This is a genomic window from Aeromonas sp. 19NY04SH05-1, assembly GCF_040581895.1.
GTDB lineage: Bacteria > Pseudomonadota > Gammaproteobacteria > Enterobacterales > Aeromonadaceae > Aeromonas > Aeromonas enteropelogenes.
This window is the reverse complement of sequence record NZ_CP095328.1, coordinates 2,537,487-2,551,714: the sequence shown is the minus strand read 5'-3', so window position 1 is coordinate 2,551,714 and position 14,228 is coordinate 2,537,487. Positions and strand designations below refer to the sequence as shown.

The 14,228-nt window shown below is 64.6% G+C and carries 11 protein-coding genes; 3 read left to right on the top strand and 8 right to left on the bottom strand.

The features are described 5' to 3' along the window. Nucleotides 1-244: 244 nt before the first annotated feature. From MRK42_RS11680 to phnR, 5 genes are all read right to left on the bottom strand, one after another. Nucleotides 245-1,651: an FAD-dependent oxidoreductase gene (locus MRK42_RS11680; RefSeq protein WP_338612475.1), complete on the bottom strand. Its 1,407-nt coding sequence runs from the start codon at nt 1,649-1,651 to the stop codon at nt 245-247. Nucleotides 1,652-1,669: 18 nt separating this feature from the next. After that, entirely contained in the window at nt 1,670-3,418 is a 1,749-nt protein-coding gene (locus MRK42_RS11675; protein WP_338610026.1) for a putative 2-aminoethylphosphonate ABC transporter permease subunit, read from the bottom strand. Beyond that, nucleotides 3,415-4,509, bottom strand: coding sequence for a putative 2-aminoethylphosphonate ABC transporter ATP-binding protein (locus MRK42_RS11670; RefSeq protein WP_338610024.1), 1,095 nt, complete (start codon nt 4,507-4,509; stop codon nt 3,415-3,417). The genes MRK42_RS11675 and MRK42_RS11670 overlap by 4 nt, the downstream gene beginning before the upstream one ends. 270 nt (nt 4,510-4,779) lie before the next feature. Then, a complete protein-coding gene (locus tag MRK42_RS11665) occupies nt 4,780-5,799 on the bottom strand; it encodes a putative 2-aminoethylphosphonate ABC transporter substrate-binding protein (RefSeq protein ID WP_338610022.1) in 1,020 nt (339 codons plus the stop codon). A 120-nt stretch (nt 5,800-5,919) separates the two neighbouring features. Further along, nucleotides 5,920-6,627, bottom strand: coding sequence for a phosphonate utilization transcriptional regulator PhnR (phnR, locus tag MRK42_RS11660; protein WP_338610020.1), 708 nt, complete (start codon nt 6,625-6,627; stop codon nt 5,920-5,922). A 241-nt stretch (nt 6,628-6,868) separates the two neighbouring features. On the opposite strand from phnR, the gene phnW reads away from it, so the two are divergent. Genes phnW through phnX form a run of 3 tightly spaced genes read left to right on the top strand, consistent with a single transcriptional unit; the run spans nt 6,869 to nt 10,264 of the window. Beyond that, complete coding sequence (gene phnW, locus MRK42_RS11655; protein ID WP_338610018.1) at nt 6,869-8,011, top strand: 2-aminoethylphosphonate--pyruvate transaminase; 1,143 nt, start codon at nt 6,869-6,871, stop codon at nt 8,009-8,011. After that, on the top strand, nt 8,008-9,432 hold the full coding sequence (locus tag MRK42_RS11650) for an aspartate aminotransferase family protein (RefSeq protein WP_338610016.1): 1,425 nt from the start codon (nt 8,008-8,010) through the stop codon (nt 9,430-9,432). The genes phnW and MRK42_RS11650 overlap by 4 nt, the downstream gene beginning before the upstream one ends. Continuing rightward, nucleotides 9,425-10,264 (top strand): phosphonoacetaldehyde hydrolase, encoded by an 840-nt coding sequence (gene phnX, locus MRK42_RS11645; protein ID WP_354688265.1) that lies wholly within the window; start codon nt 9,425-9,427, stop codon nt 10,262-10,264. The genes MRK42_RS11650 and phnX overlap by 8 nt, the downstream gene beginning before the upstream one ends. A 141-nt stretch (nt 10,265-10,405) precedes the next feature. On the opposite strand, the gene nrfF is transcribed toward phnX, so the two are convergent. The 3 genes from nrfF to nrfE are packed head-to-tail and all read right to left on the bottom strand — an operon-like array spanning nt 10,406 to nt 14,111. Continuing rightward, entirely contained in the window at nt 10,406-11,584 is a 1,179-nt protein-coding gene (gene nrfF / locus MRK42_RS11640) for a heme lyase NrfEFG subunit NrfF (RefSeq protein WP_061477466.1), read from the bottom strand. Continuing rightward, on the bottom strand, nt 11,581-12,159 hold the full coding sequence (locus MRK42_RS11635) for a DsbE family thiol:disulfide interchange protein (RefSeq protein WP_026457785.1): 579 nt from the start codon (nt 12,157-12,159) through the stop codon (nt 11,581-11,583). Before MRK42_RS11635 ends, nrfF begins: the two co-directional genes overlap by 4 nt. Continuing rightward, the gene (nrfE, locus tag MRK42_RS11630) at nt 12,156-14,111 is read right to left on the bottom strand and encodes a heme lyase NrfEFG subunit NrfE (RefSeq protein ID WP_061477467.1); all 1,956 of its coding nucleotides are present in this window, start codon (nt 14,109-14,111) and stop codon (nt 12,156-12,158) included. The genes MRK42_RS11635 and nrfE overlap by 4 nt, the downstream gene beginning before the upstream one ends. Nucleotides 14,112-14,228 lie beyond the last annotated feature (117 nt).

Sequence of the window (14,228 nt, the reverse complement as noted above, 5' to 3'; positions counted from 1 at the left end):
TGTCAGGGGCGAGGAGAGATGGCGGTCATCCAGTACTGGCTACGACAGTTTCAGGAGGCGTTGGTGGTGGGCTCGCCTTGCCAGCCTATTGGCCTCAACGCAATATGCCGACCCTGGGGTCGGCATGGTGGGTGGCTGACGATTCTCTTGGCTGGGACGCATTCGAACGGGCTTTGCCATTTGCACCAGGAGCCGTATTGGCTGCGTGACAAATGGGCCACTGGAGCAATGGGAATTGAGGGACCTATTTATCCGCCTTGCCCGCCGCATCGGCAAGTTTGGCCAGTTGTTTGTCATACCAGGCCACCGGGCGGTTTTCATCTTCCGCCCGCTCCTTGCGCCGGATGGCATTGCGCACCGCCATGGCCCCCAGCCAGCGAAACGGCTCCGGTGGGAAATAGCCGCGCGGGCCGCTTACCAGGGCGCAGTCACGCCACGGTTTGTCCTCCTCCCGTACTTCATCTCTCACCAGGGCCGCCAGGATCTGGCCGCCGATCCAGCTCTGGGCCACCCCGTTGCCGGAATAGCCGAGGCCATAGACCACGTTGGGCTGCCCTCGCCAGTGGCCGAAGAAGGGGAGGCCATCCACCGAGCGGTCGGAGGCGCCGCACCAGCTGGCGGCAATGGGCACCTCTGCAAGGGCCGGAAAGAAGCGGCGCAGGGTGCGGGTGAGGGGGGCAAGATAACGGCTCGGCGCATCGAACTCGGCCAGATGGCGGTTGGCAAAGGCAAAGGTGTTGCCCCCCTTGCCCAGCATCAGCCGCCCTTGCGGAGTGGAGCGGTAGTAGTGGACAAAAGTGCGGCCATCCACCACGGAGCGGCCGTGCTCAAGCTGCTGGGCGGCAAGCGCCTGTGGCGCAGGGTCGGTGATCACCATATCGGAGGAGACCAGCACGATACTGCGTCGAAACTCGCGAAAGTGCTGCACCATGGCGCTGTTGAGGGCCAGCACCACCTTGCGGGCACGCACCTCACCCCGTGGTGTTTGTACCCGTGCAGGCTGGCCCCCTTCGAGGCGCTGCATGGGGGAGCCTTCATAGACCTCGACCCCCAGTTCTCGCGCTGCCCGCAGCAGGCCGCGCACCAGCAGGGCCGGTTGCACCGAGCCGGCGTGAGGGCTGTAGAGCCCCTCCAGATGAACGTGGGAGCCGCTTTGGCTCGCCAGTTCACCCTCCGCAATCGCCTGCCACTGGTTAAGACCGGCCTGCTTCAGCGCCTGCAATACCGGATCCATCAGGCCGCGCTGCGCCTCGCTGGTGGCGGTGTAGCAGGTACCCTCGACCCTCAGCTCCTCCTCTATCTGGTGCGCTTCGCAGAAGCGGGCGATCTCGTGTACCGCCTGCTCGGAGCGTTGCACCAGCCAGGCGGCCAGCTGTTCACCAAACAGGCGCTTTAAGGTCAGGTACTTGGCCGACCAGGTGAGCAGGCAGCCGCCGTTGCGACCCGACGCGCCGCTGCCGCAGCGATCTTTCTCCAGCACCGTGATGCGCAAGTGTGGCTCGGCTGTTTTAAGGGCGATGGCGCTCCACAGCCCGGTAAAGCCGCCACCGACGACACAGATATCGACCTCGTGGTGGCCGACTAGGGGCGTGGGCGGCGCGGGCTGTTCGGCGGCCAGCGCCTCGGCCAGCCAGAAGGGGAGAGTGGACATCATGACTCCTCGATAAGGTTATGGGTGGCGCCAGCGCTGGGTGCGATCCAGCAGGGTGCGGCTCAAAAAGAGCTGGAGCAGCTTGACGGTGGCGGCAGCCAGCAGGATCAGGGTGGCCATGGCGGCAGCCGTGGCGGTATCGCCGGAATCCTCCATATTGAGCACGGCGATAGAGGCGAGCACGCTGTCGCTCGAATAGAGGAAGATCACCGCCGAGGTTGTGGTCATGGCGTTGACGAACAGATAGATGAAGATCTCCAGCAGTGCCGGCAGGGAGGCGGGCAGGGTGACGCGCCAGAACGCCTTCCAGAGCGGGATTCGCAATGAGATGGCCACCAGCTCCAGCTCCTTGGGCAATTGCTTGAGGCTGGTCAGCGCCGTCATATGACCCACCGTGTAGTAGTGGATGACGCAGGAGAGCACCATCAGCGGCAGAGTGCCATAGAGAGTGCCGTAAAGGCCGCCAAAGAGCGGATTGCTGTTGAAAAAGAAGATGTAACCCAGCCCCAGTACCATGCCGGGCACCGCCAGCGACAGCATGGCCAAGAGGTGCAGCAACTGGCGAAGCCATGCAAAGTGGCGCCCCTTCTCCTGCGCCCAAGCCAGCACCATGACCAGCACGGTGCCCACAAGGGCGGTAAAGAGGCCCAGCTGCAAGGTATTGGTAAAGGGCTGCCAGCCATAGACGCTGTTGCTGTCAAAGGCGTAGTGATCCAGCGTCAGCCCGAGGTTGTAGGGCCAGAACTGGACCAGAGAGCCGTAAACTGCCATGCCCACCAGCGCCAGAAACAGCAGGGCCCAGAGCGTGCACCAGCCGAGGGCCAGCAGATCCCGCAGCCGATGGGGTTTTGGGCGATAGGGCACCGCCTTGGTGCTGCTCTGCTCCTGCATCTTGCTGCGTACTCTGTGCTCCAGCGCAAAGCTCAAGAGTGCCGGCAGCAGCAGGGTGACGCTGGCAACGGCGCCCAGCGAGAAGTTCTGCATCCCGATCACCTGGCGGTAGATATCGGTGGCCAGCACGCTGTACTGGCCGCCAATCACCTTGGCCACCCCGAAGTCGCAGATGGTGAGGGTGAAGACGGCGATGGCAGCGCTGAGCAGACCATAGCGGGCGGTGGGCAGGGTGACGGTGACAAAGGTGCGCCAGCCGCTGCTGCCCAGCACCCGGGAAGCTTCATAGAGGTGGGCATCGCTCTGACCGAGCGCCGTGATGAGGATCATCAGGGCGTGGGGAAAACACCAGAAGCCCAGACCAATGACGATGCCGATGGGGCCGTAAATGCTCTCGCCGCCGAGCAGCCCCTTGGCGATCCCCTGATTGCCAAACCAGTAGACCAGACTGATGGCGGGCAGCAGGGAGGGCATCAAGAGCGGGATCAAACCGATGAGGCGAAACAGGGGCTTGCCCGGCATGCAGGTGCGGGTGAGGGCATAGGCGTAGCCAAAGGCTATGGTCACCACCAGCGCGGTGATTAAAACCCCGAGCCAGAGGGTGTTGCCGATGGTGCGCCCCAGATGAGGGGAGTCGAAGTAGGCGCTGAAGTTGGCAAGGCCGACCCAGAGGCCGTTCTCATCCTGCAGGCTCTTTTGCAGCATGGTGAGCAGCGGCAGCAGCAGACCGCCGGTGAGCAGGGCGATGCCGAGCACCAGCAGAATCAGTTGCAGCAGCTGATCCCGGCTCCAGCCGCGACAGAGCCGCTGCCAGCGGGCGTCTTGCCTGGCTGTCGCTGGCGGCAGCAGGGAGGAGGTCGCAAGGGGGGCTGTCATGGGCGCTCTCCTTCAAACAGTTGCATCGCTCCGGCGGGCCAGTGCAGCGAGCAGCGCATGCCGCTGCGCCAGCCCCCCTGCTCGTAGCGGGGCAGCTCGTGGGTCGGGCGCTCCACCAGAATTTGCTGCGGGCCCAGATAGGTGTCGGCGGTGCAGATAAGGCGCTGGGCGGCGCCGAGAAACTCCACCTGATCAATCTGCGCTTCAACGCCATGCTGCCCAAGACAGGGCTCGCTCGGCGCACCCAGGGTGATCGCCTCGGGGCGGATCGCCACCTGCAATTTGCTACCGGCCGCGGCTCGGTTGGCCAGTGTCAGCGGCTGCTCGTTAAGGCGTACCTGGCTGGGGCTTAGCACCAGGGTGTCGAGGAAGTTCATGGTGCCGACAAAGCTTGCCACGAAGCGGCTGGCAGGCTGGTGGTAGATCTCCTGCGGGGTGCCCACCTGCACGATGCGGCCGCCCTCCATCACCACGATGCGATCGGCCATGGTCAGCGCCTCTTCCTGATCGTGGGTCACCATGATGGTGGTGATGCCAAGGCGCTGCTGCAGGGCGCGGATCTCGCTGCGAAGGTGGGTGCGCACCAGCGCATCCAGGGCGCTGAGCGGTTCGTCCAGCAGCAGCAGGCCGGGGGAGAGTGCCAAGGCCCGGGCCAGCGCCACCCGCTGCTGCTGGCCGCCGGAGATCTGGCTCGGGTATTTGTGGGACTGGGTAGTGAGATCCACCAGCCCCAGCCAGTGATCGACCCGCTCCTTGATGAGATCCCGCGCCAGCCCCTGATTCTCAAGGCCGAAGGCGATGTTCTGGGCCACCGTCAGGTTGGGGAAGAGGGCGTAGGACTGGAATACGATGCCAAAGTCGCGCTCTTGAGGCGGTAGGCGGGAAATATTGCGCCCCCCTTGCCAGATCTCGCCGCTGTCCGGTAGATCCAGCCCGGCGATGGCTCTGAGCAAGGTGGTCTTGCCGCAGCCGGAGGGACCGAGAAAACAGATAAACTCCCCCGGCTCAATGGTCAGAGAGATCCCCTTGAGGGCCTGAAAAGCACCGAACTGCTTGTTGAGATGTTGAATGTCCAGATAGGGCTGGGTCATGGTGCGACTCGCTACTGATTTGGTATATACCAGTTTGCGGGCGAAATATGACGGTTGGGTGATAGCGGGATGACGGCTTGATGACAGTCAGATAACGACGGGTCGCCAGCGGGTGGCTTGGTTGCGTGCGGAAGGGCGGTGTGCCGCCCATCGAGCGCGACACAAACATGGGTATAAAACCAAAAAGCGAAGACCAACCTGGGTTGGCCTTCGGCAATGGATCTGTCGGCGGCGATTTGCTGCCATCGCACAAACCTGTCCCCAGCAGGATTACTGCTTGGCTTCGGTCTTGCCGTCGAAGCTGGCGCTCCACTGGGCCAGGATGGCGTTGCGCTCGCGGGCAGCCCAGCCAAAGTCGTTGTCGATCATCTGGCCCTTGATGTTGGCAGGATAACCGGCTCTGGGCTTGGCTACATCCGGGATGGCGACCACTGCGAACGACTTGTTGTAGAGGGCGTTGGCCTGTTCGGTGGCGGCAAAGTCGAGCAGCTGCTTGGCGGCATCCAGCTTGGGGGTGCCCTTGATGATGGCGGCGGCTTCCATATCCCAGCCCGAACCCTCTTTCGGGAACACCACCTCGATGGGGGCCCCCTTGGCCTTGAGGCTGGTAGCCGGGAAGTCAAAGGAGATACCGATCACCGTCTCGCCGCTGGCGGCCAGCTTGCAGGGGGCGGAGCCCGAGTGGGTGTAACGGTCGATGTTCTGGTGCAGGCCGTTCATAAATTGCCAGCCCTGCTGCTCGCCCATGGTCTGCAGCCAGCCAGCGACGCTCAGGTAACCGGTGCCGGAGGAGCTGGGGTTGGGCATGATCACCTTGCCCTTGTAGACGGGCTTGGTGAGATCGGCCCAGCTGGTGGGGGCCGGGATCCCCTGTTTTTCGGCCTCTACCTTGTTGAAGCAGATGGCGCTGAAGAAGGCGTCCAGACCGATCCAGTGCGGCTCAGCCTTGCTGTCGCGAAAGCGGCTGTCGAGCTTATCCAGCCCTTTCGGCGCATAGGCATTGAGCATCTGCTGCTGATCGAGCTGCATCAGGCTGGTAGCTGCCAGTCCCCATACCACGTCCGCTTTGGGCTGGGCTTTTTCCGCCAGCAAGCGGGCGGTGACCACGCCGGTGGAGTCACGCACCCACTTGATGTTGATATCCGGATGCTGGCGCTCGAACGCGGCTTTCAGCTCGCCGAGCTGCTCCGGTTCGAAGGCGGTGTAGACGGTGAGATCGGTGGCGGCCAGTGCCGGCGCTGTCGTGGCAGCCAGCACGGCGGCGGCCAGCAGATGGGTTCCCTGTTTCATCCTCTTCTCCATATAAGTTGGCTTGGTATAAACCAGATTGGTCGAGAGAGAGGCTAGGGGATCTTTATGACGTGATCGTGACGGCCCCGTGACGTTTTGCCGTTCCTGATTTGTCCGTGACTAATCCTGGGTATCCACCTCGATCTCCAGACTGTCGTGGCGCCAGTACTCCAGATCGAAGTCGAGCACCCGGCCGTGCTGATCGAAGTTGAGTCGCTCGAGGCGCAGGGCGGGCAGACCGGCGGTGGCCCCCAGCACCTTGGCCACCTCGTCCGGCAGGGCGGTGGGGAAGAAGCGCACCTGCATGCGGGCGTAGTGAAGATCGTAATGGGCCTGGTAGATCTCGGTCAGACTGCCGTTGAGATCCAGCTCCAGCAGGCCGGGCACCCGCGCTGGCAGGCAGTGGTTCTCGCAGTAGCAGATGGCGCGCCCGTTGGCGTAGCGCAGCCGCTTGAGCAGAAACAGGCTGTCGAACGGCTTGAGCTGCAGCCGCGCCATCAGCGCCGGGGGCACCGCCTGGCGGCTCTTCTCCAGCAATTCGGTGCGCGGCTCGCCCCCTTGCTCCAGCACTATCTGGTGAAAGTTGGAGGTGCGTCTGGGGTTGAGGCTGAAACGCGGCGGGGTGACGAACCAGCCGCGGCGATCCTCCCGATAGATAAGGCCGTTCGCCTCCAGCTGCACCAGCGCCTCGCGGATGGTGACCCTTGTGGTGCCGTAGAGCTCCCCCAGCAGCCGCTCGGAGGGGAGCTTGTCGTTGGGGACTAGGCCCCCCGCCAGGATCTGGTTGGTGAGGGCATCCTTGATCTGCAGGTATTGGGGTTTGCTCATGAAAATCCCTGGTTGTGTAATGAGTTGGGCACAAGGCTGGTTATCGGCCCGGTCGCTAAGCGTAGGCATCAACGTGCATTGGTAAAGACCAGTGTTGCCCCTGTTGTTCAGGCTTCCTAGATTATCGCGATCCCGGCGCTGAAAATGAATTTTTTGTTGCACGTAGCGCCACCCCTTTGACCTTGGCGGGGCAGTTACCCACAATGCGCTCATTCTGGTATATACCAAAAGGAGCGAAGTCATGACCCACATTCCTGCGGCCCCTGCCGCCGTCGATTACCTGCTGCTGACCCCGGGCCCCCTCTCGACCACCGCGACGGTGCGCACCGCCATGCTGCAAGACAGCTGTACCTGGGATGCGGACTACAACCTCGGTGTGGTCGAGCCCATCCGCCGCGAGCTGGTGCGCCTCGCCACCGGCCCTGAATATGAGAGCGACTACAGCGCCGTGCTGCTGCAGGGGAGTGGCAGCTATGTGGTGGAGAGCGTGCTGGGCTCGGCGATAGGCGCCGACGAGTGTCTGCTGATCATCAATAACGGTGCCTACGGCGCCCGCATGGGGGAGATGGCCCGCTGTCTTGGCCTGCGCCACCATGAGCTCGACTGCGGCGAGACAAGCCGCCCGGAACCCGCCGCCATCGAGGCGATGCTGGCGCGCCACCCCGAGATCACCCATCTGGCCATGGTGCACTGCGAGACCACCACCGGCATGCTCAACCCCCTTGAGGAGGTGGCAGCGCTCTGCCAGCGCCGCGGCATTCGTCTGATCGTCGATGCCATGAGCAGCTTTGGCGGTATCCCCATCGACATGGGCCGCCTTGGCATCGAGTTTCTCATCAGCTCCGCCAACAAGTGCATCCAGGGGGTGCCGGGTTTTGGCTTCGTCATCGCCCGCCGCGCCGCGCTGATGGCCTGCGCAGGTCGCGCCCGCTCGGTCTCCCTCGACCTGCACGCCCAGTGGCAGACCATGGAGCAGCAGGGGGGCAAGTGGCGCTTTACCTCGCCCACCCATACCGTGCTGGCCTTTGCCCAGGCCCTGCGCGAGCTGGAAGAAGAGGGGGGCATCGCCGCCCGCCATCGGCGCTACCGCGAAAACCAGCGCACCCTGGTAGCGGGGATGGTCGTCCTCGGCTTTGCGCCGCTGCTGCCAGAAAAATGGCAATCCCCCATCATCACCGCCTTCTACTCTCCGGCCCACCCGGATTACCGCTTCGCCGACTTCTACCAGCGGCTCAAGGGGCAGGGCTTTGTCATCTATCCGGGCAAGGTCTCCCAGGCCGATTGCTTCCGGATCGGCAATATCGGCGACGTGACGCCAGAGCGGGTGCGCGATCTGCTCGCCGCCATGGCCAGCGCCTGCTACTGGCAGAGGGAAACACGATGACGAGCCAAGCGCTTCACGGTCGCGATCTGCGTGGCGATAAGCTGCACGGCAGCGGCCGCGCCGACAGCGAAGGGGATATCAACCTTGGCGAGGGTCGGGCGCGCTGGTGGGCAGGTCAGAGCGAAGATGTACAGGCCGGATTGGCGGAAGATAGCCGCTACTTTCTCCATCAGGCGCTCTCCACCCCCTGTCTCGATCTGCTTGAGAGCGCGCAGGGGAGCTGGCTGACCAGCGTATCGGGCAAACGCTATCTCGATTTTCACGGCAACAGCGTTCATCAGCTGGGCCACGGTCACCCCAAGGTGGTGGCCGCGGTGCAGCAGCAACTCGCCGATCTGCCGTTTGCGCCGCGCCGCTACACCCATCGGGTTGCCATCGACTGCGCCCGCACTCTGGCCGAACTGGCTCCCAGCGATCTCAACCGGGTGCTGTTTGCGCCCGGTGGCAGCGAGGTGGTGGGAATTGCCCTGAAGCTCGCCCGCTTTATCACCGGCAACAGCAAGGTGGTGTCCCTGTGGGATGCCTTTCACGGCGCCTCCCTCGATGCCATCTCGGTCGGTGGCGAGGCCTGTTTTCGCGCCGGCATGGGCCCGCTGATGGCCGGAGTGGAGCGCATCCCGCCCCCCACCCGCTATCGCGGCGCCTGGTATCGCGGGGAGGGGGATGACCTGCACTACGCCGATTATCTGGAGTACGTCATCGAGAAGGAGGGGGGAATTGGCGCCTTTATCGCCGAGCCGATCCGTAACACGGATGTGCAGGTGCCCTCAAATGCCTACTGGCAGCGGGTGCGGGAGATCTGCGATCGCCACAAGGTGCTGCTGATCGTCGACGAGATCCCCAACGCCCTGGGCCGCACCGGCCACTGGTTCAGCTTCGAAGAGTTCGGCATCGAGCCCGATATCATCTGCCTTGGCAAGGGGCTGGGGGGCGGGGTGGTGCCGTTTGCCGCGCTCATCACCCGGGATCGTTTCAATCAGGCGGCGGCCATCTCGCTCGGTCACTATACCCACGAGAAGAGCCCCATCGGCTGCGCGGCGGCTCTTGCCACCATCGCCACCATCCGAGAAGAGAGGTTGCTGGAAAAATCGCGAGAGGATGGTCGCTTTATGGCGCGCGAGCTCGCGGCGCTTGCCGAGCGTTACCCGCTGATCGGCCAGGTGCGCGGTATCGGCCTTCTGTGGGCGCTCGATCTGGTGGTCGATCACCAGAGTCGCACCCGCAATAGTCAGGCCGCCGAGCGGCTGCTCTACCGCTGTCTGGAGCTTGGGCTCAGCTTCAAGGTCTCCCAGGGCAACGTCATCCAGCTCTCGCCCCCGCTCAACATTGCCCGCGCCGATCTGGTACGCGCCATCACCATTCTCGATCGCGCCCTCGGCGAGATCGCTTCTTCACCGGAACAGGAAGATCACCATGACTGACTTGCAGACTGTCATCCACCCGACCACAGATGTAGAGGCGCTGATCCTCGACTGGGCCGGTACCGTCGTCGATTTCGGCTCCTTTGCCCCCACCTCCATCTTCGTCGAGGCCTTTGCTCGCGCCTATGACTTTGCTGTGACCCTGGATGAGGCGCGCCAGCCCATGGGCCTTGGCAAATGGGATCATATCGCGGCGCTCGGCCGTCTGCCCTCGGTGGATGCGCGCTGGCAGGCCCGCTTCGGCCACCCCATGAGCCACGCCGAGGTGGACCACCTCTATCACACCTTTATGCCGCTGCAGATTGCCGCGGTGACCCGCTTCGCCGCCCCGATCCCGGGTGTGCTGCCGGTGCTGGAGGCTCTGCGAGCTCAAGGGTTGCGGATCGGATCCTGCTCGGGTTACCCCCGTCCGGTAATGGAAGCGCTGGTGCCGGCGGCGGCCGATCACGGTTATCGCCCGGATCACTGGGTCGCCACCGACGATCTCAAGGCAGGCGGTCGCCCCGGCCCATGGATGGCGCTGGCCAACGTGATTGAGCTGGGAATAAGCGCCGTGCATCGCTGCATCAAGGTGGATGACGCCGTGCCGGGTATCAGCGAAGGGGTGAACGCCGGCATGTGGACCGTGGGATTGTCGGTCTCCGGCAACGAGTTCGGCGCCACCTGGGAAGAGTTCGCTGCTATGAGCGAAGGGGAGATCGCCGCCCGGCGCGCACCGACGGAGGCCAAACTGCGGGCGGCGGGGGCTCACTATGTGATTGATACCCTAGCCGACATCGCCCCTGTGCTTGCCGATATCAACCGCCGTCTGGCGGCCGGCGAGCGGCCATAAGCGGGCCTTGGCAAAAAAAACTTGGCATTGAAAAGCAACACGCCCCCGTATGGGGGCGTGTGTGTGTTCAGCGTAAAGGGGAGGGGACGATAGGTGGCCACAGGATGGCGGTTTGCCTCTTGTCGCTCCCCAACCTGGCGGTTATCCCCCCATCATCCTCGCGGTCTGAATGGCCTGAATAAGGGCGGCGCGGTTGATGCGAGGGCGCTCCTCATCCAGCAACTGTTGCCACAGGGCGATGGCTTCGCGGTAGCGGGCGTGCAGGAAGTGATCGGAGGCGAGCAGCATCAGGGCACTCACTTCCCCCTTGTCGAGCTCAAGCGCAGCATCGAGCAGGCGACGGGCCTCGGGCGTGAGCTGCTGGCCCGCCTGGTAGTAACGCACCGTGGCCTGGGCGGCCAGGGTGGCGGCGCTGGCCCCTCCTTCGAGCAGTGCCAAACGCTGGTAGGCAAGCCAGGCATTGTCATATTCATCCCGATAGAGATAGAGCTGGCCGAGCGCCGCCCAGCTGTCGAGATCGGCGGGATTGGTCTGCAGCTTCTGATGCAGGGCCCCCAGCTCCTTGTCCTGCAGATCCCGGGGGCTCAGGCCCGCCAGGGGATCGGGGCGAGACAGATGCGCCTGCCACGCCTGATAGCGGCCTGTGCTGGCGTAAAAGCTCGCGATCCCTGCCAGCAGCAGAGCGCCAAGCAGCCAGACGTAGCGGGCATGGTGGGCTCTGGGGGCCAGGGCCAGCCGGGCCCTGAGCGCCTGCTCGGGGACCGGGGTGGCATTGGCCAGATTGGCTGCGGTCAGTTCCCGATAGAGGGGAAGGTCGGGGGAGAGCCCGGCTTGCTGCTCGGCCATGATCCGGCGGTTCAGCGCGCTGCGATGATCGACACCGGCGCGGCCTGTGTCGCCCTCAATGGCAATGGCTTGAGCCCCCTTGATCCTCAGGCGGCGGCCGAGCGTCAGCAGCGCCAGCCCCAGCAGCAGGGCAGGACCGCCCCACAGCAGCAGGGTGCTGGCCTTGAAGGGGGGAGCGTAGCGCACGAAGTCGCCAAATCGACTGGTCATGCGGGCGATCACCTCTTCATCGCTCTGCCCCTCGTCGACCCAGCGGTAGACCTCGAGGCGCAGATCCCGCGCGATGGGGGAGTTGGACTCCACCAGGTTCTGGTTCTGGCACTGGGGGCAGCGCAGGGCGCGGGCGAGCTCCTGGGCGCGGGCCTGCCGCTCGGGGTGGCGAAACTCATAGGTATCGACCCCGCTGGCAAACGAGCTCGCACTCAGGAACATACCGAGGAGCAGCAAGGCAGCGGCAAGAGGACGGCGCGTCATGACTGTCTCTCCCGAGTCGATGGCACTGTACTGGCAGCCTCTATTTGCGCGTTGGCGCGAGCCTTGTCGAGCAGGGGCACAAACTGGCGCTGCCAGATCTTCCGGGTGAGCAGACCCGTGTGGCGGGTGAGCAGGGTGCCATTTGCATCGAACAGATAGGTCTCCGGCGTGCCATAGACGCCGAGCTCCAGGGCCAGCTTGCCGTCCGGGTCGGCCAGCACGGCGCGATAGGGGTTGCCCGCCTCCATCAGCCAGGCGCGGGCCGCATCCCCCTTGTCCCGATAGTTGAGGCCGTAGAGTGGCACTGTGCTTGCCAGCTCGCCCAGCAACGGATGCTCGGCGCGGCAGTTGGGGCACCAGCTGGCCCAGACATTGAGCACAAAGGGTTCCCCTTTCAGGCTGGCGGTGTCAATGGCCGCTCCTCCCAGCAAGTTCTCACTCTGCCAGGCCGGCAGGGTGCGGCCCAGGGTAGCCTCATCCTGGCTGTAGGGGTTGTTGCCAAGGCCGAGCAGGAGCAGGGCGCCGAGGCCCAGGGTCAGGATCAGGGGCAGAAAGAGGCGCAGGCGGGATCTCATAGGGACTCCTGTTCGAGACGGGGGCGAGGCGAGGTGGCCGCCGCCGGGCGGGAGGCCAGCAAGGGACGGCGGGCAAGCAGGCGCAGGGCGCCACCCGCCATCATCAGCATGCCCCCCAGCCAGATCCAGCGCACCAGCGGCTTGTAGTGCAGGCGCATGGCGTAGGCGTGTGGCCCCATCTTCTCGCCAAGCACCACGTAGAGATCGCCAAACAGCCCCCACGCGATGCCGGGCTCGTTCATGTTCATGGTGCGCACGCTGTAGTGGCGCCGCTCCGGCATCAGGCGGGCCACCTCCTGGCCCCCCTTGTGCACGCTCAGGGTGATGCGCTCGGCGGTGTAGTTGGGGCCGAGCAGCGGCTCGCTCCCCTCATAGCGAAACTCATAGGCACCGAGCCGATAGGGCTTGCCTGCTTCAAGCACGGTGCCACTCTCCTGGCTGTAGTGGCTCACCTGAGCGATGCCGAGGGCGCACACCGCCACCCCGAGGTGGGCGAGCAGGCTACCCAGCCGACTGGCCCTCCGATTCCCCTGTCTGAACGAGAAGTTCATCAGCAGGCTGGCAATCAGCCAGAGGCTCAGCACGTTGGCGACCAGTCCCATCCAGCGCAAGGGGCCGAACTCCCGATAGGCGAGGGTCAAGAGCCCCCCGCCCAGCAGGCCAAAGAGTGGCGGCAGCCAGCGGGTAAGGCGGGAGTCAATACTCAAGCCTTGCCAGCGCAGGCGCGGCAGCTGGGTCATCAAGGCCATCAGCAGCAGGGCCAGCGGCACGAAGATGGTGTTGAAGTAGGGGGCGCCCACCGAGAGGGATCCCAGATGGAGGGACTTGAACACCATGGGGTAGAAGGTGCCGAGCAGCACGCTGGCACAGGCCACGCAGAGCAGCAGGATGGCGGCGCCGAGCAGCCCCTCCTTGGACCAGAAGCCGAAGCGGGCGTAGGGGGCGCGGGTGTCGGCCCGCAGGGCAAACAGGGTCAACGCTGTTGTGAGCAGCAGGCCGAGCAGCAGCAACAGGGTGAGGCCGCGATCCGGATCCACCGCAAAGGCATGTACCGAGGTGAGCACGCCGGAGCGCACCACGAAGGTGCCGAGCAGGCTCAGGGAGAAGGTGAAGATGGAGAGCAGCAGCACGGCGTGGCCGTAGGCGCCGCGCTTCTCGCACACCACAAGAGCGTGCAGCAGGGCGGTGCCGAGCAGCCAGGGGAGCAGGGAGGCGTTTTCCACCGGATCCCAGAACCACCAGCCGCCCCAGCCAAGCTCGTAGTAGGCCCACCAGGAGCCGAGCACAATACCGGCGGTGAGAAACACCCAGGAGCCGAGCGCCCAGGGGCGGCTCCAGTGGGCCACGGCCCCGTCGAGCCGGCCCGAGTGCAGCGCCGCCATGGCAAAAGCGAAGTTGACCGCAAAACCGACGTAACCCAGATAGAGCAGCGGCGGGTGCAGGATCAGGCCGATATCCTGCAGCATGGGGTTGAGGTCGCGCCCCTCCTGCGGCCCCGGGAAAATTCGATCGAAGGGGCTGGAGAAGACCAGGGTGTAGAGGGCAAAGCCCCCCACAATCAGTCCCATAATGGCCAGTACCCGCACCAGGATCAGCGGGTCGACCCGCCTGGAGCAAAGCGCCACCAGCGCCCCCCACAGGGCCAGCGCGAAGACGAAGAAGAGCATGGAGCCCTCGTGGCCGCCCCACACCGCCGCTATCTTGTAGCCCAGGGGCAGGGCGCTGTTGGCGTGCTGGGCCACATAGGTCAGGGTGAAATCATTCTGGGCAAAGCAGATCCCGAGCAGCACCAGGGAAGCGCCAAGCAGGGCGGCATTGAGCAGTGCCAATGGCCTGGCACAGCCGAGCAAGGGGGGGGAGGCGAGCCGCAGCCCGAGCCAGGGCAGTAACCCCTGCATCAGGGAGAGCAGGGTTGCCAGCAACAGTGAGAGATAGCCGAACTCCGCCAGCACACAACCTCCAGGTTCACTCTTCGATGTCATTCATGTCATGGCACACACGCCGCGTTGTCTCCCGTTTGGCGGGGGCTCGGCAGGCAGCGGGTGTGGCATCACCAGAAATCCATTGGG